The following is a 26,576-nucleotide window of genomic DNA, read 5'->3' as shown; positions in this document are numbered from 1 at the left end:
GGAAGCCATAAGCTGAAAGCTCTTTATCAGGATGAAGCAAACCCGAACCTGCATCGCTCGCTCGGGACACGGTTTACTCCGGCGTCGACACCAACCGATCTTCCTTGCCCGTGAGCAGATTCCGGATGTTGCTGCGATGACGCCAGATCAGCAGACCGGTGATGATCAACTGCATGCCGATCAGCACGCGATCGGGCCAGAACGCCCAGACAATCGCTGGCGCGAGCGCCATGGAAATCAGTCCCGACAGCGAGGAGATCTTGAGCACCTTGGCGACGAAGAGCCAGATGGCCGCGACACAGAGACCGATCGGCCAGTAGAGCCCGAACTGCACGCCCAGGGCGGTCGCCACGCCCTTACCGCCACGGAATCCGAAAAAGACCGGATAGAGGTGGCCGATGAAGGCCGCCAGACCGATCCCCGCCAACACCGCCGGGCTTGCACCGACCGCATGTCCGACGAGCATCGGAATCAGCCCCTTGAGGCTATCGCCGAGCAGAGTGATGGCGGCCGGTTTCTTGCCCCCGATGCGCAGCACATTAGTCGCGCCGGGGTTGTTGGAGCCCTGGGTGCGCGGGTCGGGCAAGCCCATCAGCCGGCAAACGATGATGGCACTGGAGACGGAGCCCAACAGATAGGCGGCGGCGATAAGCAGTAGGCTGATAGTCATAGTCGGAATTGGACCTGTGATAAGGGTTGAGGTCAAGATAGGATAACTACTCAAGTCGCTGGCGTCGTATCCGGAGGTTCCCCCCATGGACATCGTTTTCATCCGCGGTCTGCGGGTCGAGACCATCATCGGTATTCACGATTGGGAGAAGCGTGCGCGCCGTCCCCTGATCCTGGATCTGGAAATGGCCAGCGACATCGCCCGCGCCGCCGCGACCGACCGGATTGCGGACGCGCTGGACTATGACACCGTATCCCAACGCCTTGTCCAGGCAGTCTCGGAGAACCGCTTCGAGCTGGTGGAGACGCTTGCCGAGCACTGCGCCGCGATCCTGCGCGAGGAGTTCGGCATCCCCTGGCTGCGCCTGACGCTGAACAAGCCCAGCGCGGTGGGTGAAGGCGTCGATGTCGGGGTTGTCATCGAGCGCGGCGAGCGCTCGGCGAACAACACCGTCGGTATCCAGTCTTCAACCGCCAGCCAGTGAAGCGCCAGCGCCGCCGCGCTGCCACACCAGCGTGCGATTGTTGACCGGCATGGCGTGATTGTCGGTGAGCGTCAGATTATGCCGGGCGGCAAGCGTGCGGAGATCGTCCAGATCGCGCAGACCCATTCTGGGATCGCGCGACTTGAGCGCGGCATCGAAACGCCGGTTACTGTCGCTGGTATAACGTCCGCCTTCGTTGAAAGGGCCGTACTGTGCGAAATGGCCGCCGGGCGCGAGCACCTCGCCGACGCCGCGAAACAGGACCGCGACATCCGCCGCCGACATGATGTGCGCGGTATTGGCGCTGAAAACCGCATCGAAAGGTCCGACCGGCCAGTCGTCGTTGACATCGAGGGTCAACGGCAGCGGAAGGTTGGGCAGCGCGGCCTCCTCCAGCCAGGCGCGAATGCCCGGCAGATGCTCCGCGACATCGCTGGTCTGCCAGGTCAGATGCGGCATGGCCGCCGCGAAAAAGACCGCGTGCTGGCCGGTGCCGCTGCCGATTTCGAGCAGATGACGCGCCGACGCGAACAGCGGACGGATCACAGCCAGGATCGGCTCCCGGTTTTCGTCGCAGGAGGAGGCATAGGGTTTCCCGTGCGTGGACATCAGCTGGCCTCCCGGACGAGGTCGGTCACCTCGATCATCACCTCGTTGCGGCGCAGAAAGCCGGGGGTGAAGGGGTCGTTGTAATAGGCATAAACCGGCTGGGCGGCCGGGCACAGACCGCGCGCGTCGATCCATTCGCGCAAGGCATCTTCCTGGACCGCGATCGACTCATCCGTGGTTCTGCCGTTGAACCGCACCACCGCGATGCGGCGCGCCGGCAGCTCGCGCAGCCGCACCTCGGCGCCAGCCGGCGTCGGAAGATCTTTCAGACCGTAACTGGCGGGCATGATGAAACGCACGGTCCAAACGCCCTCCGCGTCCTGGGATTGGGTGACTGGCACGGTCATGGCGATGGGCTCGGCGCGCTGCTGGATCACCGGGGCCGTCATCGAAACCCTGTCGCCCGCCCGCTCCTTGGCGAAGATGTAATTCGCCAGCGGAGAGAAACCGGCGCTCAGCGCCTTCCGACGTTCGCCCCTGACGGTGACCTCGGCGACCACGAGTGGCGGGTAGTCCCGGATTTCAAAGGGGCCTTCCTGTTCCACCACCCGATACTCGGGCGTCTCGACGTTCTGCACGACGAAGACGAACACCGCCATCGCAGTGACGGCCAGGAGGAACAGTGCGGCAACATCGATCAGCAGAATTTTCATGGGCGAGCGGACCTCGCGTGGGGAGCCAAGGAACGGTTCATGAGTAAATTACACAAATCCATTAGCGAATACCTGTGGAATCGTTGTCGTTGGCTATCGTTGTCGTTGTCGTTGTCGTTGTCGTTAGTCATTGTCGTCACCAATGTGATCAACGCGGTCAGCATTTTCCCGCACCTCATGGTTTTGGTATCCGAGCGTTGCCCGCATTCCAAGGCCGACCCGCGAGCGATTTCGAACAAGCGGCGCCGATCGGTGTCGGCTCCCTGGCCGTTGCCTTCGGCGAGGTTCAAAGGTCGACGGCGAGGCCCGAAGCCGTTGGTTCCACGCGTGGCGATCGATGCCTTTCACACGCTTGTGGGTTTCTAGCCCAAGCTATGGACCGGATCGAAACCCGGTCAACATCGCGTTGCTTATGGTCAAATTGCGTGGATTCCTCGACAACGACAACGACAACGACAACGACAACGATTGTATTCGTTATGGCCGATCAGGGCAGGCTTCGCGGACCATCGTCCGCGTGACCGATCCCGCCGATCCGCAGCAACTGGGCGACCAGTTCGCCCGTCTCGTCGGTCCGGTCGGCCTGCTCGGCCGGGATCCAGGAATAGTCGGTCTCCAACCGGTAGGAGCCGACAAACCGGTGTGGCGTGGAGCCGCCCCACTCCGCCGGCGACAGCATGGAGAAGAAGGTGCGGCCATCCGTGCGGCGATAAAGGTGATAGGTCTTGCCGGGGATGCGCTGGAAGGCGCATTGCGCCTGATTCAACGTCTGATCCTCCCGCGCGTCGTCGAGCACCTTGCGGGCCTCTTGCTGGAGCAACCGGATCTGATCGGCGATCACCCGCAGCTTGGCGCCCGTGCGTGCGCTCAACATGGATTCGGCCTTGGCGACCTCGGCGGCCAAATCGCCGGTATCGAAGGCCGGCGCCAGCCGGCTGACCGGATACGGCGAACTGTGCTCGGCACCGCGATGGAGAATCGCCTTGTGGTTGTCGTTCATCGAAAATCCTCTGGTGGAAACATCTGTTGCGCGGCATCGCCAAGGGGCGAATTTATTCGCCCCTACATCTCCGGCATCCGCGCACCCAACGCGGCGCATGAATTCGCCCCGATAGCCCTGCATCCTGCTCAAGTGATTGACGAAATCCTGTAGATCCTGCGCAATCCTGTCCATGAATAGCCTCTCCGTGGGAAGATGCTTTTCAGGAAATCACCTAACCGACCGCCGCGGAAAGCCCGAATGAATCATCGCGACAACCCACCCCCGCCTGAGCCCGACGCGGCGGATCGCGCCGACCTCGGCGCCCGACTCCTCGCCCGGATCCGCGCGGCCATCGCCGACGCCGACGGACTGCTGCCCTTCGACCGCTACATGGATCTGGCGCTCTACGCTCCAGGGCTTGGCTATTATGTCGCCGACGCGCCCAAATTCGGGCCGGGCGGCGATTTCGTCACGGCCCCGGAGCTGTCCCCACTGTTCGGCCAATGCATCGCGGCACAGTGCGCCGAGGTTCTGGAGCGTTTAGGCGGCGGCGATCTGTTCGAGTTCGGTGCCGGCAGCGGCGCGCTCGCGGTCCAGGTGCTCCGGGAACTCGACCGGCTCGGCGCCCTGCCCCACCAGTATTGGATTCTGGAACTCAGCCCGGACCTACAGGCCCGCCAGCGCGAACGCATTCAAGCCGAAGTACCCTCTCTGACTAACCGCTGCGTCTGGCTGACTGAATGGCCCCGCGGCCTGCGCGGCGTGGTGTTGGCCAATGAGGTTCTGGACGCGATGCCGGTCCAGCGCTTTCGGGTGCGCGAGGATGGCGGTGTCGACGAGGTCTTCGTCACCGATCGCGCGGGCCAACTCGTCGAGACGACCGCGCCCATCCGCTCGTCCGGACTTGCCGAGGCCGTCGCCGTCATCCAATCCGAGGGCTTCGCTCAAACCGCCGGCTATACCTCCGAGATCAATCCGCATCTGGCCCCCTGGCTGTCGGCATTGTCGGATGCGGTGCAATCGGGTCTGGTCTTATTGATCGACTATGGCTATCCCCGGTCGGGCTATTATCAGGCGGACCGAACCATGGGTACGCTGCTATGCCATCATCGCCATCAGGCGCACGACGATCTCTATCGCGACCCTGGATTGCAGGACATGACCGCCCATGTCGACTTCACCACCGTGGCCGAGGCCGGGCTCGCCGCCGGTTTCGAGCTGGCCGGTTTCACCACCCAGGCGCATTTTCTGCTCGGCTGCGGGATCGACAGTCTGATGGCTGACGCATCCGACGCGCTCGATCAGGCATTGGGCGCGAAACAGTTGCTCTTGCCCACCGCCATGGGCGAGCGCTTCAAGGTACTCGGCCTGAACAAGGGAATAAGCGACCCGTGGCGCGGGTTTTCAGTGCGGGATTTGCGCGAGCGCCTATAAGCCAGCCGCCAATTTCCAGGGCGGACAATTGAGATCGCGCGGACCAACCCCCAGCTTTTCGGGTTCATCGAATCCCTCCGGAACCCGCCATGCCCGACACCTTCACCGCTCAAAACGACCTGGAACGCCAACTGATCGAGGCGCAGGAAGGGCAGATTCCGCCCGAATCCTTCATTGCGACACTGCTCGGCTCCGAAGTTTTCATGCCGGTCTACGAAAAGCACCAGATCGGCGGACTGCAAACCCAGCAGATCGCCCAGCCGTTAAAACTCACGACCGACGAAGGCGACGAAGTCCTGGTTCTGTTCACCAACCCCGAGCGGGCCAAGACGTTCGTGAAGGACTTTCCCGGCTATGGCGGGGGACTCGTGGCCGACTTCACCTGGATTCTGGAGAAACTCGGCGTCGGCTTCGCCATCACGCTCAATCCGGGACTGCCGTTCGGCATGGACTTCGAGGCCCAGGATGTCGCCCAAATCGCCGCCATGCCGAGAGCGCATTGAGGACGACTTAAAATGGCCGCAGCAACCGCTCGCGATAGTGGCGCAGTTCGGCGATGGATTCGCGAATGTCGTCCAATGCCAGATGCTTGGATTCCTTCTTGAAACTGCTCGCAACCTCGGGCGCCCAGCGCAGGGCCAGAATCTTCAGCGTGCTGACATCCAGGTTGCGGTAGTGACAATAGGCATCCAGCCTGGACATCCAGCGGGCGAGGAAGCGGCGGTCCTGACAGATGCTATTGCCGCACAGCGGCGACGCGCCGGCGGGCACGAAGTCCGCCAGAAAATCCAGGGTAGCGGACTCCGCCTCGGTCTCCGAGACGCGGCTCGCGCGCACCCGCTCCAGCAAACCGGACGCGCCGTGATGCTCCCGGTTCCAGTCGTCCATCCCGCCCAGAATGTCGTCCGTCTGATGGATCGCCATGACCGGACCCTCGGCCAGAATCCGTAGCTGAGTATCGGTGACGATGGTGGCGATCTCCAGGATGCGGTCCTGGAAAGGATCCAGCCCGGTCATCTCCAGATCGAGCCAGATCAGGTTATTTTCGCTCTTGTTCATGCAGTCATGTCCATGCAACGCCTCGCTAGGGAGGCCAAATGATCGGTCAGGCGGAATCGTGCGGAACAACGATGGTTGGTCTACTATGGTTTGTCAAATCGCCACGGAGCCATCCCATGATTAACCGTTTATCTGTTCTTGCTTCCACCCTCGCGGGTCTCGTCCTGATCGCTGGAACCCCTGCCCCCGCGGTCGCGACCGACGACGCCGAGTCGCTCTATCAAACCCACTGCATCCGCTGTCATGGCAGCGAGATCTATACCCGGGAAGATCGCAAAATCAGTTCCTTCGAGGGGCTGGAACGTCAGGTCCAGCGCTGCGAGCTGTCGCTGGGGCTCCAGTGGTTCGACGAGAACATCAGCGACGTCGCCGCCTATCTAAACCGTCATTACTATCAATTCCCGCGCTGAGCCGATGACCAAACGCCGGCTGTCCGAACGTCAGATCGAACGCATCCGCACCATCCAGGAACGTCGCCGCCAGCGGCTTGAGTCCCGCCCGGACATTGTGCTAACTGAACTCGACGCGGAGACCGAACCGGAAGAGGGTCGCGTGGTGGTCCGCCATGGGGCCAATCTGGCCGTCGAGGACAGCGGCGGGCAGCTCTTCCACTGTCTGTCGCGCCAGAATATCGGCCATCCGGTGTGCGGTGATCGGGTGGTGTGGCAGCGGATCGCCGACGAACAGGGCGTCGTCACGGCCATCCTGCCGCGCACCACCGTCCTGAGCCGGCCCGATTTCAATGGGTACGCCAAACCGCTCGCCGCCAATCTGACCCGGTTAGTCGTCCTCATCGCGCCCGAGCCCGAACCCAGCGGTTATCTGGTCGATCAGTATCTGGTGGCCGCCGAGACCATCGGGGTCGAAGCCGTGCTCGTCGGCAACAAGATGGATCTGCTCGACGGCGAGGCGCGGACTGCCTTCCAAAACCGGTTCGCGCACTACCACACCATCGGCTACCGCACCCTGTGGATCAGTCTGCGCGAACCCGACACGCTTGCCACCCTGATCGCGGGATTGGCCGGCGAGGTCAGCGTGCTGGTCGGGCAGTCGGGCGTCGGCAAGTCCTCGCTGGTCAAGGCGCTGCTCCCCGATCGGGACATCCAGATCGGGCTGCTGTCCAAGGCCACGGGGCTGGGACGCCACACCACCTCGGCGGCGACCTGCTATCGGCTGCCCGGCGAGGGTTTGCTGATCGACTCGCCGGGCGTGCGCAGTTTCCGGCTCGGCGCCATCGATCGCGCGGGACTCCAGCAAGGGTTTCGCGAATTCAGGCCCTATCAGAACCAATGCCGCTTCGCCGACTGTCACCACGATCAGGAGCCGGACTGCGCCATCCGCCAAGCCGTGGCCGAGGGTCTGATCGCCCCCGAGCGTCTGGCGAATTTTCAGCATCTGCTCGGGGCCTGAAACCGGATCAGGCGGTCTCGAAGGCGAGCAGGCAGACCCGGTCAAAGGCCATGCCGATTCGGTGAATCCGACCGTCCAGAATTTTCAAAAAACGTGTCTATACTCTCCAAGAACTTGACACCATAACCGTTCCACGCATCGTCGGCCCCCGAATCGAGCGGGGCCTGTACCGGCCGAAGCGCTGGTCGAACTGTTGCGGCAACAGCGGATCGCATCCTGTCGGCCATCGACGTCCTTGAGTCCATGTGCAGCGATGTGCTCACACGCGGTACACGTTAGCCATCCCAATCCACGTTTTGGGCTTACCCCCTCATGTCGAACGTGGTCTGAGCAGCTGCATTAGGAATACCGGCGCGGGTCCGCACGGACTCCGCCTTGAAGTTCAGATCTCAGCAGTAAACAGGCAAAACGCAGCCTTAGCGCCATGACGTGGAATCGCCATCACGTCCATTACGGCAAAGTCATGACGAAATCGTCCGACGGCGATCGTCGCCTTGTTCATTGTACGGCTTGAAATACGCACTTCCGAGGGCTCCAGCGTTGCCTCCGGCGAAGCTCGGCTCTGATTTTTTGACGATGCCAACCGGCAGAGTTGCCTCATGAAGCCAATATTTGATCGGCTGCGACACAGCCGCAGTGTTCTCAATCAGTTCGGATTCGCCAAGTGGTTTTATCATCTGTCGCACCGGTTACTCAATACGCTGTTCTATTTCGAGCGGCTCGACATCATTGTGTTGCCGCGCGATGAACTCAAACCTCTCTCACGAGCGCCCAAGGCCGTACTGTCGACCCGGTGGGCCGACCGCTCGGATCTCGAAAGGATGCAGCAAGCTGGTACGTGGCAGATCGACGCGACGCTTCTCGGCAACTTCGAGCAGGGCGATGCCTGTCTTCTGAGTTTTGTGGACGGCCAACTGGCCGGATACACCTGGATTCATTCCTTGGGGAATCCTGAAATCATGCCGGGGCTCGTCATTTCCGTGCCCGATCAATATCTTTATAACTTTGCCGCGTTCACGCTACCCAAGTTTCGGGGGCAAGGATTACAATCTTATCGCCATCGGGTGTTGATAGCGGACGATCAATGGCGGGGCAAGCAGGGTCTTCTCGCCTTTGTGAGATCCACCAATTTCTCCTCGCAGCGTGGGCAGGATAAGAGTGGTTATCGGAGGATAGGCTCGCTATGGCTCTTGGGCGCCAAGAACAAATATTGGATATTCGCCAGCGCGGAATTAAAAAGAAGAGGGATCCGACGGATCGACGCGCAGAAGCTGAGGAATGGTTCGGACGGTTCTTGGTATCCGGATAAAGCACAAGGCTTGAAGTGACCTTGCAACAAAATGATCTTGCAGCCCTTTTGTGGGTAAGCGTCTAAACGTCCACCTTCCTGAATTTCTGATAGTCTTTCGCATCAGACGAACGAAAACCGTATTCATCCTGATCGGAAGACCCATCATGAAGACTCAGCCACTCCTCCTGCGCAAAGATCAGGAACGCCGCCTGCTCGCCGGTCATTGCTGGATCTACAGCAACGAGGTCGACACCCAGGCGACGCCCTTGAAAAACCTGGAGCCGGGCCAGCCGGTCGAGATTCTGAGCGACCACGAGCGCTGGATCGGGCATGGCTATGTCAATCCGCATTCGCTGATCTGCGCCCGGATCGTGACGCGCGACCGCAATCACCCGCTGAGTCCGGCCCTCTGGCTCAAACGTATCCATGATGCGCTGGCGCTGCGCGAACGGCTCTACAAACGCCCCTTCTATCGGCTGGTGTTCGGAGAGAGCGATGGTCTGCCGGGTCTGATTGTGGATCGCTACGACGACTTGCTCGCGGTACAGATCACGACCGCCGGGATGGAGCGGGTGCGCGGGGAAATCCTGGCCGCGCTGGAACAGGTGCTGCGGCCCAGGGCGATCGTGCTGCGCAACGACACCGCCGTGCGCGAACTAGAGGGGCTGCCGCGTGGCGTGGAAACGGTGCTCGGAACGCCCGAGGACCGTCTGACGCTGATCGAGCACGAACTAGCGTTCGAGGTCTCGCCCCTGAGCGGACAAAAGACCGGCTGGTTCTTCGATCAGGCCGAGAACCGTACCCGGCTCGCTCGCTATGGGGTTGGCAGGCGGGTGCTGGACGTGTGCAGTTATATCGGCGCTTGGGGACTGCGCGCCGCTGCACTGGGCGCCGAGGAAGTGACCTGCGTGGACAGCTCGCACACCGCGCTGGAACGGGTCGCCGATAACGCCGCCCGCAACCACCTCGACAATCGCGTCAACCATCTGCATGGCGACGCCTTCGAGGTCTTGCGCGATCTGCGCGACAAGGGGAAGCGATTCGATACCGTCATTCTCGATCCGCCCGCTTTCATCAAACGCCGCAAGGACGAGAAGGAAGGCACCCAGGCCTATCAGCGGCTCAACCGGCTCGGAATCGAGGTTCTGGAACCCGGCGGGCTCTTGGTCACGTCTTCCTGCTCCTTTCACATGGACCGCGACACTTTTTTGCGCTCGGTACAACTCGCGGCGCGTCGGGCGGGACGCAATCTTCAGTTGCTGGAAGTCGGCCAGCAGGGGCCGGACCATCCGGTGCACCCGGCCATTTCCGAGACCGCTTATCTGAAAACCTGCTTCCTCCGCGTGCTGCCGGAATTCTGAAGCTGGATTTTAGTCATCGGCTTACATAAACTTTCTGGCGTTGATTGTGAACTTTGCCGGCGGTCAGCCGGCACCGTCGATTCAGGACTCACCCCATGCATTTCAACGCCAACTATTCCCACGTCGTCGACCGCGCCCAACCACGGCACCGGCAAACCCGCTCGCTCGGGATGCGCGCACTCGTCGCGCTCGCGCTCACCGGACTGCTCGGGCTGACGGGCTGCGGCAGCACGCCGCCAGTCACGCAACAGGCTAACGGCCCGGTCGATCAGGTCGTGGTCAAAAAATCCGAACGGCAAATCGAACTGCACAGCCGAGGTCAGGTGGTGCGGAAATACCGTGTCGCCCTTGGCGGCTCGCCCAACGGCCATAAATACCGCGAGGGCGATCAGCGCACGCCAGTCGGCGATTACGTGTTGAACTGGCGTAATCCCCGGAGCAATTTTTACAAGGCCATCCATATTTCCTATCCCAACGAGCAGGATAAACTCGCCAGCCGCCAGCTTGGGTTCAACCCCGGCGGCATGATCATGCTCCACGGGCTTCCCAACTATATCCAGTCGGAAAGCATGCGACGTCTGTACATTAACCGCGATTGGACCCACGGTTGCATTGCCGTCCAGAATCATGAAATCGACGAGATCTGGAACCTGGTTCCGGACGGAACGCCGATTCGGATTCTGCCCTGATCGGTTCATCGGTCGCCCCTGTCCTGCCGCACGGTCGGCGTCAACTCCACCGTCGTCTGGCCGTTGCCGATCCAGACCTGACCGCCATCGATGGTGCACTGGAGATCCATGGAGCGCGCCACCAGTCCGGTCAGTGCCTGCACCTCGGCGCTGTTCAGGTCGAGCACCCGGAGATTGCGCAGGCGTTGTAGGCCCGCGCCGTTCTGCTGCCACCAGAGGTCGCCCGCCCGGCCCGCGAAATTGATCGTCACCACTTCCTGGGCGCGTCCGCTGGCTTGTCGGAGCCGCCGCTCGTCCGGTTGACCCAGCTCGATCCAGCGTTCGATTTCGCCGCTCAGACTGCGCTGCCAGAGATCTGGCTCGTCGTCGGTGGACAGTCCCTTGGTGAAGCTCAACAGCGGGTCCGCGAAGAGACAGAAAGCGAATAGCCGGACCATCATCCGGGTGTCGGTTTCGGAGGGATGACGGGCCAGGGTGAGCGCATGGCTGGCGTAATAATGACGGTCCATGTCGCTGATCTGAACCTGCGCCTTGAACACAGTTGCCTTAAGGGCCATGGGGTCTATCCTGGAATGAGTGAGTGATGCCCCAAGCGGGGCAGACGCTCATGGTAACCGCGAAAGCGCGGCAAGATCGGCATGATCCTTTGTCATGCCGATCATTCATTCAACGGAGAGGAGGTGTTTCCATGGCTCAATGGCGTGACGTTGCGAAGGCGTTTGCTCTTGCCGATGGCCATATCAGTCAGAAAGAAGTCGACGTCTTGCGTAAGGCGTTGTTCGCGGACGGCCGGATTTCCAAGAGCGAACTGGATTTTCTAAGAGAAATCAAGAAGGAAGCGACATCGTCGGTGCAGTTGCTCGATGCCTTGATCGCGGATTGCGAAACGTCGGTCGGCTGACGCAGCATTCAGTCCTGGCCGCCGCTCGCATGCAACGCATTCAGTTTCCCGACCATCTGATCTGGGGCGCGGCGACGGCGGCCTTTCAGATCGAGGGGGCCGCCAATCTGGATGGCAAGGCGCCGTCGATCTGGGATCGCTTCACAGCGCGGCGTGGTCGAATTCTGGACGGCACGAACGCCAGCGTTGCCTGCGATCATTATCAGCGCTATCGCGAGGATCTGGATCTCATGGCGGAGCTTGGACTGGGTGCCTATCGCTTCTCCATCTCCTGGCCTCGGGTGATCTCCAGCCCCGCGCGGCGGGTGAATCGGTTGGGTCTCGATTTCTACGAACGGCTGGCGGATGGACTGCTCGCACGCGGGATTCGTCCGTTCGCGACCCTCTACCACTGGGATCTGCCCTGGTTCGAGCAGCAGCGCGGCGGCTGGGAGTCGCGCGACACGGTCTGGCGCTTTGCCGACTATGCCGAAGCAGTCGCGCGCGCCCTGGGCGATCGGGTCAAGCACTGGGTCACCATCAACGAGCCGCTCACGATCGCTACCGCGGGCTATGTCTCCGGCGACCATGCGCCTGGTCGACGCAATCCACTGCGCGCCTTTCGCGTCGCCCACCATCTCTTGCTGGCCCATGGCGCCGGCCTTCAGCGCCTGCGCGCGCACGTCCCCGATGCCGGTGTCGGACCCGCGCTCAACCTCTTCCCGGTGCTCCCGCGTCGGCGCTCAGATGTCCGCCTGGCTGAGCGAATCGACGCCCTGGCGAATCGACTCTTCGCCGATCCGATCCTGGCCGGACGCTATCCGGCGCCGGTCCGGCGTCTGCTGTCGGTCTATCGACGGACCTTGCGTCCGGGCGATCTGGCGCTCATCGGTCAGCCGGTCGATTTCGTCGGCGTCAACCACTATTCGCACCTCATCGTGGAACGCAACTGGCTACCCTGGCTGGGTTTTCGGCTGGCGCGCAGCCTTGATCCGGACGCTCGGCACACCGACATGGACTGGCAGATCGAGCCGCGCAGCTTTCTCGATACCCTGACCTGGCTACGCACGCGTTACGGCAATCCGCCGGTCTTTATTACTGAGAACGGTGCGGCCTTCGTCGATCGGATCGAGTTGGACGGAAGCGTTCGCGACCCGCAGCGGCGCGACTATCTGGAGGGCTATCTGTTCATGCTGCACCGCGCCATGGACGCGGGCAGCGATGTACGCGGGTATTTCGTCTGGAGCCTGCTGGACAATTTCGAATGGTCCCTGGGCCTGTCGAAGCGCTTTGGATTGATCCATGTCGACTATCGAAACCTACGGCGGACACCCAAACTCAGTGCGCGCTGGTATGCGGGGGTTTGCCGTACTGGCGGTTTCGATCTCGACGAATCTCTGTATCGGTCGCTGCTTGCCACGGCGCTCGATGATTCGCTGGAATTGGTCTAACCGGCGCCAACCCCTGTCATGCGGGACGCGATTCCATTTTATCGGGGGACAACATGAAGGTCAGTGTCATCATCCCAACCCTGAACGAATCCGAACTCCTCCCCGGATTGCTGGATCGGCTCGACCGTCAGACCTTTCGCGACTTTGAGACCATCGTGGCCGATGCCGGCTCGACCGACGAGACGCGCGCAATCTGCCGCGCGCGAGGCGTGATCCTGACCGAGGGCGGGATGCCGGCGGTGGGCCGCAACCGCGGCGCCGGGGTGGCGCGCGGCGCGTGGCTGTTTTTCCTCGATGCCGATGTCCTGCCGCCAGCGGACTTTCTGGAAAAGGCGCTCGGAGAGATGGAGACGGAGGGGATGCGACTCGCGACCTGTGGGTTTGAGCCGGATTCCGACCATCCGCTCGATGCGCTCCTCTTCGAACTCGCCAACCAATTCGTCAGGCTCAGTCTCAAGACCGCGCCACATGCCGGCGGTTTCGCCATTTTCGTCGATCACGACCTCTTTGACCTTGTCGGCGGCTTCGACGAAACGCTCCGGCTGGCCGAGGATCATGATTTCGTCAAGCGCACCGCCCGCCATGCCCCGCTGCACCTGCTCGAATCCACCCAGATCCGCATGAGCGTGCGGCGTCTGGAAAAGGACGGACGCTTCAGCTACAGCGCCAAGTGTCTCCAGGTCGAACTGCACCGACTTTTCAAGGGCGAGGTGACCGAAGACATCGTCGACTACCAATTTGGCTACGCGCCCTCGGGCAAAAATAACGGAGCGGACGAGGGGTTGAAACGTTTGATCGAGCGGATGGCGGTCTGGAGACGAGAGCATGCCGCAACGCTCAAGCGGGTCGCTCGGGACGTGAAGCAGGCACCGGAAGTTCAGGACGCCATGACCGAACTCCGGCGCAGTTTCGATACCTTGAAGGAGGCCGTGCGGGCTTATCTGTCGCGCTGACGCGAGTCGCATAAAGAACCCCCGAAGCCTTGGGGTAAAGACTTCGGGGGAACGCTTTCCCGGCAGGGTGCCGGTACTTGGGGCTGCCAGGGGGATGAACAGCCCCGTTTCGCTCACCAAATGAGACCTGCATCACAGAGCGAAGTTCCCATACCGATCACCTGACGGCAGAGATTGCCAGCTTGCCATCCGTCAAGCGCGGCGAATCCGGCGGATTCTGTCATGCGATGCTGACAGGCGCCTGAACGCCTCCCGCGCTCAGTGCATCCGCGATGACGGCCAGACGCTGCCAGGCATCGCCAGGCGCCAAACCCTTGATGATCAGATCGGCCTTGAGACATTCCCGCAGCAACCGGCGCAGCAGCGCCGGCGAGAGCCGTCGCAACGCGCGTGCGATGACCTCCTGACGCGGACGGGGCACGCGATGCGCGGTCAACACAGGTTCGGGCGAAGTCCGCCGCGAGATGGCACCGGCGATCTCCGCCAGCATCCGCAGTTCGCGGGCGAGCACCCAGAGTACCAGCGCGTCGGCGGTTCCCTCGCCGCGCAGCACCGACAGGACGCGCTGCACTCGTGCCCGGTCGCCGGCCAGCGCCGCGTCGGTCAGGGCAAAGAGATCGAAACGGGCGCTGTCGGCCAGATTGCCGAGCAGATCATCCAGGATGAGCGGGCCGGGCTCGTGCAGCAGACGCAGCTTTTCGATCTCCTGCACCGCCGCCAGCAAATTGCCTTCGGCCCGTTCGGTCAGCAGCGCGGCGACGCCCGGTCCGGCCTGGAATCCCGCGGCCTGCAGGCGCTGCCCGAGCCAGGGTTCCAACTCCTTTTCCTTCATCGGCCAGACCTGCACCAGAACGCCAATGGACTCGACCGTTTTTGCCCACTGGGTCTGAAGATCCTTACGCTCCAGGCCGGGCGCGAGGATCAGTAGCAGGTTATCGGGACAGGGGCGCGCGCAATAGGCGCGAACCGCCGCACCGCCGTCCTTGCCCAGCTTGCCGCTGCCGACGCGCAGTTCGATCAGTTTGCGGGCCGAGAACAGCGACATGGCATCGGCCGACGCCGCCAGGAGATTCCAGTCGAAGTTGGCGTCCGCGTCCAGGATTTCGCGCTCGTCGAATCCCTTGCGCCGCGCCTGCTCGCGAATCAGTCGCGCGGCCTCGCCGAGCTGATACGGCTCGTCGCCGCAGAGTAGATACACGGGCGCCAGTCCATGCTTGAGTTGGCCCGGTAGTTGGTTGAAACGGAGTTGCATAACTGGCGGCTAAATCAACACGGCCCGCAGACGCATCAGAATACGGTCCGCAGCGTCGGTGGCGAAATCCTGATAGATGAGTTCTTCTTCGAGTTGCTTCCCGAGCACCTCGACATCCGGATTATCGAAGTTTCGGACCAGATCCAGCGTCTGGGGCGGGACTTTTTGCGCACCATCGGGCGCGACCGCATCGAAGCGCACCAAATAATGCAGCTCGAAGGCGAGCGTCTTGCCGTTCGCGTCCACCGCCGCGACCCGCGAGGAACGATTCTCGGACAGGATGCGCAGAATCAGCTTGGCCTCGGCGGGATTCTCGGTCAGGCGCACGTCGCTGCCCGACAACAAATCCTCGATCGCCCGGCGCACCGGCGAGCCGGGCGCGGACTGGAGATAGAGCGGATTCAGCGCCGGCGGAATCTCGATGCTGCCGCGCAGATGAAAACCGCAACCGGTTAGGATTGACAGTGTCATCAACAGCACCAGGAACCCGACGTTCCGTGACTCCGCTAAAACGCGAACGCAAAAGTCACCCGCGGGACGCTCAAGCATCTTCAAATCGCCTCTTCAAAAATCATCCTATTTTTACGAAGTAAAAACATCAGGCCACGATATTGACGAGCTTGTTCGGCACCAGAATGACCTTGCGCACGGCCTTGTCGCCAATAAATTTGAGCACCTGCCCGTTAGTCAGGGCCGCCGCCTGGATCGTCTCCCGGTCCGCGTCGGCGGGCACCTTGACGCTGGCGCGCACCTTACCGTTGACCTGCACCACATACTCGATGCTGTCCTGCCGGAGCGCATCGTCATCCACCGTCGGCCAGGGGGCGGAAAGAATATCCTCGCCAAAGCCGAGTTCGCGCCACAGATGGTGCGTGACATGCGGTGAGATCGGCGCCAGCAACCGCAGCACGATGCCCACGCCTTCGCGCACGATGGCCGCGCGCGCGGCGGAAGGCTCCAGTCGATAGAGCGTATTGACCATGGTCATGCAGGCCGAGACCACGGTGTTGAACTGCTGTCGCTCATAGTCGAACAGCGCCTTGTTCAGGGTCGCGTGAAGCTCGCGACGCGCGTCGCGGTCGGCGTCATCCAGCTCGCCCGCGAGCGCGGCGGCGGACTGGATCGACTCCGACTCGCCCACGGCCAGCGCCCACAGCCGCTTGATGAAGCGGAACGCGCCCTCGACCCCCTCATCGTTCCATTCCAGCGACTGATCCGGCGGCGAGGTGAACATGGTGTAGAGCCGCACCGTGTCGGCGCCATAGCGTTCGGTCAGCGATTGCGGATCGACGCCATTGTTCTTGGACTTGGACATCTTTTCGATGCCGCCGAAACTCACCGGCTGGCCATCGGACTTGAGAACGGCGCCCACCAGTTTGCCTTTCTCGTCGCGCTCGATCACGATGTCTGTCGGATTGAACCACTGCTTGCGTCCGTCTGCATCCTCGCGAAACCAGGTCTCGGCGACCACCATGCCCTGGGTTAGCAGGTTTTTGAATGGCTCGTCGCAGTCGACCAGCCCCTCGTCGCGCATCAGTTTATGGAAGAAGCGCGCATAGAGCAGATGCAGCACGGCATGCTCGATCCCGCCGACATATTGATCGACCGGCAGCCAGTAGTTGGCACGCGCGTCGAGCATGGCGGTGTCGCAACCCGCCGAACAGTAGCGGGCGTAGTACCAGCTCGACTCGAAGAAGGTATCGAAGGTGTCGGTTTCCCTGGTCTCCCCGCTCGGGAGATCGGAGAATGCCGGCATCTTTTTCAGGGGCGAGCCGGAGCCGTCGACGATCACGTCTTCGGGCAGACGCACCGGAAGATCAGTTTCGGGACGGGTTCCGCCATCGGCGGTCCGAACCACCGGAATCGGGCAGCCCCAGTACCGCTGGCGCGAGACGCCCCAGTCGCGCAGGCGGAAGTTGACCGTTTTCTGTCCTCTGCCCCGCTCCGCCAGCCAGTCGGCGATGGCATCGAAGGCTTGCGCGGAGGTCAGATCATCGAAGGGGCCGGAATCGAAGAGCACGCCCTTTTCGGTATAGGCGGCCTGTTCGATGCTACACGGGCTGTCGTCAGCGGAACGAATGACCGCCTTTTTCGGGATACCATAGCGATCGGCAAACTCCCAATCGCGCTGATCGTGCGCCGGCACTGCCATCACCGCGCCGGTGCCATAGCCCATCAGCACGAAGTTGGCGGCGAAGATCGGCACCGGCTCGCCGGTGATCGGATGAAGGGCGTCGATGCCCAGCCGCTGGCCCTTCTTCTCCATGGTCTCAATCTCGGCCTCGGAGGTGCCGCCCTGACGGCAGTCCTCGATGAAGGCGGCGATCTCGGGGTTGTCAACGGCGGCGCGATGCGCCAGAGGGTGTTCGGCGGCGACGGCGACATAGGTGACGCCCATGACCGTATCGGGACGGGTGGTGTAGATCCCGAGCGTCTCGTCGCTGCCCGCGATGCCAAAATCCATGTGGACGCCCTCGGAGCGCCCGATCCAATTGCGCTGCATGATCCGCACGCGCTCTGGCCAGCCGTCCAGCCCGTCGAGCGCGTCCAGCAGCTCCTGCGCGTAATCGGTGATGCGCACCAGCCACTGTTCGATTTCGCGCTTCTCGACCGGCGCGCCCGAGCGCCAGCCGCGACCGTCGATCACCTGCTCGTTGGCCAGCACGGTCTGATCGATGGGATCCCAGTTGACCGTGGTCTTGGCGCGATAAGCCAGTCCTTTCTCCATCAGCCGGGTGAAAAGCCACTGCTCCCAGCGATAATAGTCCGGGTCGCAGGTCGCCAGCTCGCGTTTCCAGTCGTACCCGAAGCCCAGGGATTTGAGCTGGTCCTTCATGTAGGCGATGTTCGCGCGGGTCCATTGCGACGGCGGAATGCCGTGCTGGATGGCGGCGTTTTCGGCCGGCAGACCGAAGGCGTCCCAGCCCATAGGTTGCAGCACGTTCTTGCCCTGCATCCGCTGATAGCGCGCGATCACGTCGCCGATGGTGTAGTTACGCACATGCCCCATGTGCAGCCGCCCCGATGGGTAGGGGAACATGGACAGGCAGTAGAATTTCTCGCGGGACGGATCCTCGACGGCCTTGAAGGACTGGTGCTCTTCCCAATAGTGCTGGGCTGCCGTCTCGACGGCGCGCGGATCGTAGTCGGTCTGCATGGAATGGTGTCTTGCTATCGGCGGTTGGAAGGGAATTCGATCTTTCGCAAGGATACCGCAGAGGCTTTTGCTATCCTAATCCCTGAACGGTGAACGTCCACTCACGCGGGAATTCGTCCATGACCGAAGAACACAAACACGACACCACCGACAAACTGGTGCATGCCTACGAGCAGATGCTCAAGCAAACGCACGAGACGATCGAAAAGGCGCAGAAGGAGTCCGTGCCCAAATTCCGCGAGATCCTCGACAAGGCGCGCGACAACATGGTCGAACTCGGTGAGTTGACCCGCGAGGAGGCGGAAAAAGTCTCCGACTACATCAAGCGCGATATCGAGGACGCCGCCAACTACATCGCCGAGACCGGCCAGGAAATGCGCGACTGGTGGCGCTTCGATCTGGAACTGATCGAGCGGCGGATGATGGATATGTTCACCCAGGTCGCCGACCAGACCAGTCTGCAACTTGCCCAATGGGCCGAGAACGCGCGCCGGATGAGTTTGTATCAGGCCGGCGAGGTCACGGGACCGGGGACGCTCATCTGCGACCGCTGCGGTGCCGAGACCCATTTCGTCAAGGCCGGGCGGATTCCGATCTGCGCCGAATGCGGCGGAACCAGTTTCCGTCGGCGCGGCGAGGAGACGGATAAAACGGCGTAGTCCCACCGCCGAAGATGCCCTGCGGGGTGTACTGCGGGGTGTCAGTGGCGGGCAATCATCGTCCGAATCGATTCAAATGTAGCGAACTTCCAGAATCTCGAACTCCCGAATCCCGCCGGGCGCGGCAAGCGACGTCACATCGCCCTCGCTCTTGCCGATCAGACAACGGGCGATGGGCGAGCCGATGGAGATCATGCCCAACTTGAGATCGGCCTCGTCCTCGCCGACGATCTGATAGCTGAGTTCTTCCTCCTTATCGAGTTCAAGCACGCGAACCGTCGCGCCAAAAACCACTCGTCCAGTGGCCGGAAGCTGGGTGACGTCGATGATCTGCGCATTCGAGAGCTTGCCGTCGATGTCCTTGATGCGGCCCTCGACGAAACTCTGTTGCTCGCGCGCCGCGTGGTACTCGGCGTTTTCCTTGAGATCGCCGTGCGCGCGGGCCTCGGCGATCGCCTCGATGATGCGTGGGCGCTCGATGCGTTTGAGCCGATCCAGTTCCTCGCGCAATTTTTCAGCGCCCCTGGCGGTCAGAGGGACCTTGTTCATGGGTGATTTCCTCGTCTGGAGACGCCGCAACGAAGCCATATCGGCGGCGATTCGAACCCCTTGCGGGCTCTCGATAAAAAATGGCGGGCGCCCAAAAAACGCCCGCCAATCACGAATCAATAAAGATCTTGTAACCGATTGACGCTGACGATGTCCAGTTGTTTCAACGCCAGACAGGTCGCCTCGGCGCCCGCGATGGTCGTGGTATAGGCAACCTTGTGCTGAAGCGCGGCACGCCGGATCGCGGCCGAATCGGCGATTGCCTTGGCCCCTTCGGTCGTGTTGACGATGAAGCCGATCTCGTTGTTCTTGATCATGTCGACGATGTGCGGACGCCCTTCGGCGACCTTGTTGACGCCGACACAGTCCAGACCGGCCTCGCGGATCGCTGCGGCCGTTCCATGGGTGCCGTAGAGCGTGAATCCGAAGTCCAGAAGATCGCGCGCAACCCGGATCAGGCGTGTCTTGTCCGCCTCGCGCACGCTCAGCAGGGCCTTGCCGCCGCGTCGCGGCAGGAGACTTCCGGCCCCTTCCTGCGCCTTGGCATAGGCCTCGCCGAAGGATTCGCCAACCCCCATGACCTCGCCGGTGGACTTCATTTCGGGTCCGAGCAGGGTATCCACACCGGGGAACTTCACGAAGGGGAACACCGCTTCCTTGACGAAATAATGCTTGGGTTTCAGCTCGCGCCGCAGCCCCTGTTCGGCCAGCGTCTTGCCGACCATGCAGCGGGCCGCGACCTTGGCGAGCGCCAGGCCGATGGCCTTGGAGACGAAGGGCACCGTGCGCGAGGCACGGGGATTGACCTCCAGAATGTAGATGTCATCGCCCTTGATGGCGAATTGCGCGTTCATCAGTCCGACCACGTTCAGCGCCCGAGCCATGCGGGCCATCTGCTCGCGCATGTGGTCCTGGATCGAGGCCGAGAGGGTATAGGGCGGCAGCGAACAGGCCGAATCGCCCGAATGCACGCCGGCCTGTTCGATGTGTTCCATGATGCCGCCGATCAGCACGTCGGTGCCGTCGCAGATGGCGTCCACGTCGACCTCGATGGCGTCGTCGAGAAAGCGGTCGAGCAGGACGGGCGATTCGTTGGAGACCCGCACCGCCTCGCGCATGTAGCGGTTGAGTTCCGACTCGTCGAAGACGATCTCCATCGCCCGCCCGCCCAGCACATAGGAGGGACGTACCACCAGTGGATAGCCAATGTCGGCGGCCTTCGCGACCGCCTCGGATTCGCTGCGGGCGGTCGCATTCGGCGGCTGGCGCAGACCCAGTTGCTGGATCAATTGCTGGAAACGCTCTCGATCCTCGGCCAGGTCGATACAGTCCGGACTGGTGCCGATGATGGGAACGCCGGCCGCTTCCAGGTCACGGGCGAGTTTCAACGGGGTCTGACCACCGTACTGGACGATGACGCCGAGTGGGCGTTCCCTGTCGACGATCTCCAGCACGTCTTCCAGGGTCAGCGGCTCGAAATAGAGCCGGTCGGAGGTGTCGTAATCGGTGGAAACGGTCTCCGGGTTGCAGTTGACCATAATGGTTTCATAGCCGTCCTCGCGCATGGCGAAGGCGGCATGAACGCAGCAGTAATCGAACTCGATGCCCTGACCGATGCGATTCGGCCCGCCGCCGAGCACCATGATCTTCTTGCGATCGGTCGGGTCGGCCTCGCATTCTTCCTCGTAGGTGGAGTAGAGATAGGCGGTGCTGGAGGCGAATTCGGCGGCGCAGGTGTCGACCCGTTTGAAAACCGGGCGCAGGCCCTGTGCATGCCGGAGCGCACGGATCTCGCCTTCCTTGCCGCCCACCAGATGGGCGATGCGGCGGTCCGAGAAGCCCTGCCGCTTGAGCGCGCGCAGACGCTCCAGCGTGAGACCGGCGCGGCCCGCGATGCGCAGCTCGCCCTCGGCGCGGACCAGATCCTCGATCTGGGCCAGAAACCAGGGGTCGATCCAGCTTAGCTCGTGGATTTCCTCCAGGCTGATGCCCACGCGGAAGGCATCGGCCACATAGAAGATGCGCTCGGCGCCGGTCTGGCGCACCTCCAGCCGGATCTTGTCAATGGCGTCTGGGTCGGCGAGATCGACGATTTCATCGAGTCCGTACCGATCGATTTCCAGGCCCCGGATCGCCTTCTGCAGGGACTCCTGGAAGGTCCGCCCGATGGCCATGACCTCGCCGACCGATTTCATCTGAGTGGTCAGACGGGCATCGGCCAGGGGAAATTTCTCGAAGGCGAAACGCGGGATCTTGGTGACGACATAGTCGATGCTCGGCTCGAACGAGGCCGGAGTGGCGCCACCGGTGATCTCGTTGCGCAGCTCGTCGAGCGTGTAGCCCACGGCCAGCTTGGCGGCGACCTTGGCGATCGGGAAACCGGTCGCTTTGGAGGCCAGCGCGGAGGAACGCGACACCCGCGGGTTCATCTCGATGATGATCATGCGCCCGTCGGCCGGGTTGATCGCGAACTGAACGTTCGATCCGCCGGTGTCGACGCCGATCTCGCGCAGCACCGCGATGGCGGCGTTGCGCATGATCTGATATTCGCGGTCAGTCAGGGTCTGGGCCGGCGCGACCGTGATGGAGTCGCCGGTGTGCACGCCCATGGGATCGAAATTCTCGATCGAGCAGATGATGATGCAGTTATCCGCGCGGTCGCGGACCACTTCCATCTCGTATTCTTTCCAGCCGAGCGCCGATTCCTCGATCAGCAGCTCGCGGGTCGGCGACAGATCGAGTCCGCGCCGGCAGATTTCCTCGAACTCTTCCTGATTGTAGGCGATGCCGCCGCCGCTCCCGCCCATGGTGAAAGAGGGCCGAATGATGGTCGGAAAGCCGATCGATGCCTGAACCTGGATCGCCTCCTCCAGGCTGTGGGCGATCGCTGAACGCGGCATGTCGAGCCCGATGCGGCGCATGGCCTGACGGAAGAGATCGCGGTCCTCGGCCTTGTCGATAGCTTCGCGCGAGGCGCCGATCAGCTCGACGCCGAAGCGTTCGAGCACGCCCTCGCGCACCAGATCGAGCGCGCAGTTGAGCGCGGTCTGTCCGCCCATGGTCGGCAGCAGCGCCTCCGGGCGTTCCTTCTCGATAATGGCGGCGACCGCGCGCCAGGTGACCGGCTCGATGTAGGTGGCGTCCGCCATTTCCGGGTCGGTCATGATGGTGGCCGGATTGGAGTTCACCAGCACCACCCGGTAGCCCTCCTCGCGCAGCGCCTTGCACGCCTGTGCCCCGGAGTAGTCGAACTCGCACGCCTGACCGATGACGATAGGGCCGGAGCCGATAATCAGGATGCTGTGGATGTCGGTACGCTTGGGCATCAGTTCTTCCGCTCGCGAATCAGATCGATAAAGTGGTCGAACACCGGCGCGACATCATGGGGTCCGGGACTGGCCTCGGGATGCCCCTGAAAACTGAAGGCGGGACGCTGGCGGTGATGAATGCCTTGTAGCGAACCGTCGAACAGCGAGCGATGAGTGGCCTCCAGGGTGTCGGGCAGACTGGCCTCGTCCACCGCGAAGCCATGATTCTGGCTGCTGATCATGACTGCGCCAGTCTTGAGATCCTGCACCGGATGGTTCGCGCCATGATGACCAAACTTCATCTTCAGCGTGCGCGCTCCACACGCCAGACCCAGCAGTTGATGGCCGAGACAGATCCCGAATAGCGGCATGTCCGTCTCCAGCAACTCACGAATCGCCGCGATCGCATAGTCGCAGGGCTCGGGGTCGCCCGGACCATTGGAAAGAAAGACGCCGTCGGGTTGCAGCGCCAGCACGGTCGCCGCCGGCATGTGCGCCGGCACCACGGTGACATGGCAGCCGCGCGCGACCAACATCCGCAGAATGTTGCGCTTGATGCCGTAATCGTAGGCGACGACATGATAGGGAAGGCGCTCGCCCACCGGCATCAAGGGTTCCGGCAAACCGCCGTCCAGCGTCCAGACGCCCTGCGCCCAGGGATAGGCTTCCTTGGTCGATGCATGCTGGGCCAGATCCATGCCCTTGAGACCCGGAAAGGCGCGCGCATCGGCCAGCGCCGCCGCTTCGTCGAGCGCGTCGCCGGCCTGAAGACAGCCGTTTTGGGCGCCCTTCTCGCGCAGAATGCGCGTCAGGCGTCGGGTGTCGATGTCCGCAATCCCGACGACGCCCTGACGGATCAGATAGTCGTCGAGCCGCTCGCGCAGCCGATAATTACTCGGCAGCATCGGCAGATCGCGGACGATGAGCCCCGCCGCCTGAATGGCGCCGGACTCTTCATCCTCGGGGTTGGCGCCGACATTGCCGATATGCGGATAAGTCAGGGTGACGAGTTGCCGGAGATACGAGGGATCGGTCAGAATCTCCTGGTAGCCGGACATGGCGGTATTGAAGACCACCTCGCCGACGCTCGTGCCATCGGCACCAATTGACGTTCCGCGGAAGACCGAGCCGTCTTCCAGAACCAGAACCGCGGGTTTTCTCAAGGGTATCTCCGAATCCGGGCGAGGACGTGCGACGACCGCGACGGGAAGTGTAGAGGACGGCATCAGCACGTATCGTATTTAGCGCCGCAGGCAGGGCGCTTATCCCGGAGGATTCTAAAGAACCGCCGCCGAACTGTCCACGCGCGCAGTAGGGGTCGTCTCAGAAAACGGAAAATAAAGCACGCTAAGCTGGTTACAGCGGGCGTAGCGGCCTGAACTTGCCCGCACCGATCTTGGCGCTGCTGCGCCACACATAATCGCCGGTCAGGTTGATGTGCTCCCAGCCGAGCGGCGACAGATACTGCAACAGTGTGTCATCGACCNGGGCCTCGCCCTTGTTCAGCCCGGCCTGGACGCGGCGGCGCAGCTCGACGCTTTGCAGCCAGTCCAGGATGAACAGCGTGCGCTCAATGCGACCCAGCTCGCGCAGTGCCACAGCCAGACCGTTCTGGCGCGGGTAACTGCCGAGCTTTCTCAGCATCAGGGAGGCCGTGACCGTGCCTTGTTTGATCGAGGTGGCCAGCCGCAGGATGTCATCCCAGTGAGCGCGGATGGCCTTGATGTTCAACCGGTCGCTGCTCATCATCGGCTTGAGTGCGTCGTAACTGGCTTCACCTTTGGGGATGAACAATTTGGTGTCGCCCAGGTCGCGGATGCGCGGCGCAAAACGGAAGCCCAGCAGATGCATCAGGCCGAAGACGTGATCGGTGAAGCCTGCCGTGTCGGTGTAGTGTTCCTCAATGCGCAGGTCAGATTCGTGGTACAGCAAGCCGTCGAGCACATAGGTCGAGTCGCGCACACCGACATTGACCACCTTGGCGTGAAACGGCGCGTACTGGTCGGAAATGTGGGTGTAGAACGTCCGTCCTGGACTGCTGCCGTATTTCGGGTTGATGTGCCCGGTGCTCTCGGCTTTGCTGCCGGTGCGGAAGTTTTGGCCGTCCGAGGATGACGTGGTGCCGTCGCCCCAATGCTCGGCGAAAGGATGCCGGAGCTGCGCATTGACCAGCTCCGCTAGCGCCGTCGAATAGGTTTCGTCGCGGATGTGCCAGGCTTGCAGCCAGGACAGCTTGGCGTCGGTGGTGCCGGGGCACGATTCTGCCATCTTGGTCAGGCCCAGGTTGATCGCGTCGGCCAGGATCGTGGTCAGCAGCCGGTTCTTGTCTTTGGCTAAATCGCCCGATTTCAGGTGTGTGAAATGCCGGGTGAAACCTGTCCATTCCTCCACCTCCAGCAGCAGTTCGGTGATCTTGACGTGCGGCAGGATCATCGCCGTCTGGTCGATCAACGCCTGCGCGGTATCGGGCACCGCTGCATCGAGCGGCGTGATCTTCAAGCCCGACTCCGTGATGATGGCGTCCGGCAACTCGTTGGCCAGCGCCAGGCGGTTGGTGGTGGCGAGCTGCGTTTCCAGTCGCGTCAGCCGGTCATGCAGGTACTGGTCGCAGTCGGTGGCCACGGCCAGCGGCAATTCGCTGGCCTGCTTGAGGCTGGCGAATTTCGCAGTCGGCACCAGGTAGTCCTCGAAATCCTTGAACTAGCGTGATCCCTGCACCCAGATGTCGCCGGAGCGCAGCGCGTTCTTCAGCTCCGACAGCGCGCACAGTTCGTAGTAGCGCCGGTCGATGCCGGCGTCGGTCATCACCAGCTTCTGCCAGCGCGGCTTAATGAAAGCGGTCGGCGCACCGGCGGGCACCTTGCGGGCGTGGTCGCGGTTCATGCCACGCAGCACATTGATGGCATCAAGCACGTCCTTGGCGGCGGGCGCGGCCCGCAGCTTGAGCACGTCGAGGAATTCCGGCGCGTAGCGGCGCAGCGTGGCGTAGCGCTCGCCGATGCGGTGCAGGAAATCGAAGTCCTCGGGCTGCGCGAGCTTTTGCGCTTCGGTGACGCTCTCGGCGAAGGCGTCCCAGGACATGACGGCCTCAATGGCGGCGAATGGGTCGCTGCCGTTTTCCTTGGCGTCAATCAGCGCCTGGCCGATGCAGCTGAACAGCCGCACTTTTGCGTTGATCGCCTTGCCGGATGCTTGGAATTGCTGCTGATGTTTGTTTTTGGCCACGTTGAACAGCTTGCCCAGAATGCGGTCATGTAAATCGATGATTTCGTCGGTGACGGTGGCCATGCCCTCGATGGCGAGCGCGACCAGGGTCGCGTTGCGGCGTTGCGGCTCGAACTTGGCCAAGTCGGCAGGCGTCATCTGGCCACCCTCACGGGCGATCTTGAGCAGGCGGTTCTGGTGAATCAGCCGTTCGATGCCGACGGGCAAATCAAGTGCCTGCCAAGCCTTGAGGCGTTCGATATGTTCCAGCATGTGCCGCGAGTTCGGCTTGGCGGGTGACTGGCGCAGCCAGGCCAGCCAGCCCAAGTTTAACGCCTCAGATTATTTCTCTTTTAAGATCATCCGCTTACAGCGGAAAAAATCGCTCAGTGGCACTACATTCGTGAAATTTTGTGAAACCGGACGATTCAGACAATCATTTTCTGTATCCCTCCCGGGCTGGGATCGCTGCCCAGCGCCTGGATGATCGCCAGCTGCGCCGGCTCGGCGCGGGTCGCCTT

Annotated in this window: 25 protein-coding genes and 1 pseudogene; 13 read left to right on the top strand and 13 right to left on the bottom strand. The window is 62.3% G+C overall.

Annotated features, from left to right (window positions below):
- Positions 1-73 precede the first annotated feature (73 nt).
- Positions 74-670: a glycerol-3-phosphate 1-O-acyltransferase PlsY gene (plsY, locus tag CCR95_RS02955; protein WP_201091717.1), complete on the bottom strand. Its 597-nt coding sequence runs from the start codon at positions 668-670 to the stop codon at positions 74-76.
- Positions 671-755: 85 nt separating this feature from the next.
- On the opposite strand from plsY, the gene CCR95_RS02950 reads away from it, so the two are divergent.
- A complete protein-coding gene (locus CCR95_RS02950) occupies positions 756-1,154 on the top strand; it encodes a dihydroneopterin aldolase (protein WP_201091713.1) in 399 nt (132 codons plus the stop codon).
- Here CCR95_RS02950 and CCR95_RS02945 read toward each other — a convergent pair.
- Both CCR95_RS02945 and CCR95_RS02940 read right to left on the bottom strand, forming a co-directional pair.
- Entirely contained in the window at positions 1,137-1,763 is a 627-nt protein-coding gene (locus tag CCR95_RS02945) for a DUF938 domain-containing protein (RefSeq protein WP_201091712.1), read from the bottom strand. The two genes, CCR95_RS02950 and CCR95_RS02945, sit on opposite strands and share 18 nt — an antisense overlap.
- Positions 1,763-2,416 (bottom strand): SOUL family heme-binding protein, encoded by a 654-nt coding sequence (locus CCR95_RS02940; protein WP_201091710.1) that lies wholly within the window; start codon positions 2,414-2,416, stop codon positions 1,763-1,765. Before CCR95_RS02940 ends, CCR95_RS02945 begins: the two co-directional genes overlap by 1 nt.
- A gap of 39 nt (positions 2,417-2,455) precedes the next feature.
- Here CCR95_RS02940 and CCR95_RS02935 point away from each other — a divergent pair, with 39 nt between their 5' ends.
- The gene (locus tag CCR95_RS02935) at positions 2,456-2,782 is read left to right on the top strand and encodes a hypothetical protein (RefSeq protein WP_201091708.1); all 327 of its coding nucleotides are present in this window, start codon (positions 2,456-2,458) and stop codon (positions 2,780-2,782) included.
- 121 nt (positions 2,783-2,903) lie between these two features.
- On the opposite strand, the gene CCR95_RS02930 is transcribed toward CCR95_RS02935, so the two are convergent.
- Positions 2,904-3,416 carry a DUF2452 domain-containing protein gene (locus CCR95_RS02930; RefSeq protein ID WP_201091707.1) on the bottom strand — a complete coding sequence of 171 codons (513 nt, stop codon included), beginning with the start codon at positions 3,414-3,416 and terminating at the stop codon, positions 2,904-2,906.
- Positions 3,417-3,656: 240 nt separating this feature from the next.
- Here CCR95_RS02930 and CCR95_RS02925 point away from each other — a divergent pair, with 240 nt between their 5' ends.
- The gene (locus CCR95_RS02925; RefSeq protein ID WP_201091706.1) at positions 3,657-4,832 is read left to right on the top strand and encodes a class I SAM-dependent methyltransferase; all 1,176 of its coding nucleotides are present in this window, start codon (positions 3,657-3,659) and stop codon (positions 4,830-4,832) included.
- Positions 4,833-4,921: 89 nt separating this feature from the next.
- Positions 4,922-5,335: an SseB family protein gene (locus CCR95_RS02920; RefSeq protein ID WP_201091701.1), complete on the top strand. Its 414-nt coding sequence runs from the start codon at positions 4,922-4,924 to the stop codon at positions 5,333-5,335.
- Between the two features lie 7 nt (positions 5,336-5,342).
- Here the strand turns inward: CCR95_RS02920 and orn are convergent, their stop codons facing one another.
- Positions 5,343-5,891, bottom strand: coding sequence for an oligoribonuclease (gene orn, locus CCR95_RS02915; RefSeq protein ID WP_201091699.1), 549 nt, complete (start codon positions 5,889-5,891; stop codon positions 5,343-5,345).
- Between the two features lie 116 nt (positions 5,892-6,007).
- On the opposite strand from orn, the gene CCR95_RS02910 reads away from it, so the two are divergent.
- The 5 genes from CCR95_RS02910 to CCR95_RS02890 all read left to right on the top strand — a co-directional run bounded on the left by CCR95_RS02910 (position 6,008) and on the right by CCR95_RS02890 (position 10,642).
- On the top strand, positions 6,008-6,301 hold the full coding sequence (locus CCR95_RS02910) for a cytochrome c (RefSeq protein WP_201091696.1): 294 nt from the start codon (positions 6,008-6,010) through the stop codon (positions 6,299-6,301).
- 4 nt (positions 6,302-6,305) lie between these two features.
- Positions 6,306-7,301, top strand: coding sequence for a ribosome small subunit-dependent GTPase A (rsgA, locus tag CCR95_RS02905; protein WP_201091695.1), 996 nt, complete (start codon positions 6,306-6,308; stop codon positions 7,299-7,301).
- Between the two features lie 599 nt (positions 7,302-7,900).
- Positions 7,901-8,629 carry a hypothetical protein gene (locus tag CCR95_RS02900; RefSeq protein WP_201091691.1) on the top strand — a complete coding sequence of 243 codons (729 nt, stop codon included), beginning with the start codon at positions 7,901-7,903 and terminating at the stop codon, positions 8,627-8,629.
- Between the two features lie 127 nt (positions 8,630-8,756).
- Positions 8,757-9,953 (top strand): class I SAM-dependent rRNA methyltransferase, encoded by a 1,197-nt coding sequence (locus CCR95_RS02895; protein WP_201091689.1) that lies wholly within the window; start codon positions 8,757-8,759, stop codon positions 9,951-9,953.
- Between the two features lie 95 nt (positions 9,954-10,048).
- The gene (locus CCR95_RS02890; protein WP_201091687.1) at positions 10,049-10,642 is read left to right on the top strand and encodes a L,D-transpeptidase family protein; all 594 of its coding nucleotides are present in this window, start codon (positions 10,049-10,051) and stop codon (positions 10,640-10,642) included.
- A gap of 5 nt (positions 10,643-10,647) precedes the next feature.
- On the opposite strand, the gene CCR95_RS02885 is transcribed toward CCR95_RS02890, so the two are convergent.
- A complete protein-coding gene (locus CCR95_RS02885; protein WP_201091679.1) occupies positions 10,648-11,199 on the bottom strand; it encodes a YaeQ family protein in 552 nt (183 codons plus the stop codon).
- A gap of 23 nt (positions 11,200-11,222) precedes the next feature.
- On the opposite strand from CCR95_RS02885, the gene CCR95_RS02880 reads away from it, so the two are divergent.
- Genes CCR95_RS02880 through CCR95_RS02870 form a run of 3 tightly spaced genes read left to right on the top strand, consistent with a single transcriptional unit; the run spans position 11,223 to position 13,926 of the window.
- Positions 11,223-11,543: a hypothetical protein gene (locus CCR95_RS02880; RefSeq protein WP_242523024.1), complete on the top strand. Its 321-nt coding sequence runs from the start codon at positions 11,223-11,225 to the stop codon at positions 11,541-11,543.
- Positions 11,544-11,572: 29 nt separating this feature from the next.
- Complete coding sequence (locus tag CCR95_RS02875; RefSeq protein ID WP_201091677.1) at positions 11,573-12,973, top strand: GH1 family beta-glucosidase; 1,401 nt, start codon at positions 11,573-11,575, stop codon at positions 12,971-12,973.
- Positions 12,974-13,026: 53 nt separating this feature from the next.
- On the top strand, positions 13,027-13,926 hold the full coding sequence (locus CCR95_RS02870) for a glycosyltransferase (protein ID WP_201091675.1): 900 nt from the start codon (positions 13,027-13,029) through the stop codon (positions 13,924-13,926).
- 220 nt (positions 13,927-14,146) lie between these two features.
- Here CCR95_RS02870 and holA read toward each other — a convergent pair whose 3' ends face one another.
- From holA to leuS, 3 genes are all read right to left on the bottom strand, one after another.
- The gene (holA, locus tag CCR95_RS02865; protein ID WP_201091673.1) at positions 14,147-15,178 is read right to left on the bottom strand and encodes a DNA polymerase III subunit delta; all 1,032 of its coding nucleotides are present in this window, start codon (positions 15,176-15,178) and stop codon (positions 14,147-14,149) included.
- A 9-nt stretch (positions 15,179-15,187) separates the two neighbouring features.
- Positions 15,188-15,649, bottom strand: a complete 462-nt coding sequence (locus CCR95_RS02860; RefSeq protein ID WP_242523023.1) for an LPS-assembly lipoprotein LptE — start codon at positions 15,647-15,649, stop codon at positions 15,188-15,190.
- 127 nt (positions 15,650-15,776) lie between these two features.
- The gene (leuS, locus tag CCR95_RS02855) at positions 15,777-18,335 is read right to left on the bottom strand and encodes a leucine--tRNA ligase (protein ID WP_201091669.1); all 2,559 of its coding nucleotides are present in this window, start codon (positions 18,333-18,335) and stop codon (positions 15,777-15,779) included.
- Positions 18,336-18,454: 119 nt separating this feature from the next.
- Here leuS and CCR95_RS02850 point away from each other — a divergent pair, with 119 nt between their 5' ends.
- Positions 18,455-18,994 (top strand): zinc ribbon-containing protein, encoded by a 540-nt coding sequence (locus tag CCR95_RS02850; protein WP_201091668.1) that lies wholly within the window; start codon positions 18,455-18,457, stop codon positions 18,992-18,994.
- Between the two features lie 72 nt (positions 18,995-19,066).
- On the opposite strand, the gene greA is transcribed toward CCR95_RS02850, so the two are convergent.
- The 4 genes and pseudogenes from greA to CCR95_RS02830 all read right to left on the bottom strand — a co-directional run.
- The gene (gene greA / locus CCR95_RS02845) at positions 19,067-19,543 is read right to left on the bottom strand and encodes a transcription elongation factor GreA (protein WP_201091667.1); all 477 of its coding nucleotides are present in this window, start codon (positions 19,541-19,543) and stop codon (positions 19,067-19,069) included.
- A 116-nt stretch (positions 19,544-19,659) separates the two neighbouring features.
- Positions 19,660-22,869 (bottom strand): carbamoyl-phosphate synthase large subunit, encoded by a 3,210-nt coding sequence (carB, locus tag CCR95_RS02840; protein WP_201091665.1) that lies wholly within the window; start codon positions 22,867-22,869, stop codon positions 19,660-19,662.
- Positions 22,869-24,014, bottom strand: a complete 1,146-nt coding sequence (gene carA / locus CCR95_RS02835; RefSeq protein WP_201091660.1) for a glutamine-hydrolyzing carbamoyl-phosphate synthase small subunit — start codon at positions 24,012-24,014, stop codon at positions 22,869-22,871. Before carA ends, carB begins: the two co-directional genes overlap by 1 nt.
- Positions 24,015-24,338: 324 nt before the next feature.
- Positions 24,339-26,376 (bottom strand): annotated as a pseudogene (locus tag CCR95_RS02830) (Tn3 family transposase); the annotation flags it as partial.
- Positions 26,377-26,576: the final 200 nt, after the last annotated feature.

Source organism: Thiocystis minor (assembly GCF_016653465.1).
Classification (GTDB): Bacteria; Pseudomonadota; Gammaproteobacteria; order Chromatiales; family Chromatiaceae; genus Chromatium; species Chromatium minus.
This window is presented reverse-complemented; position numbering and strand designations above follow the sequence as displayed.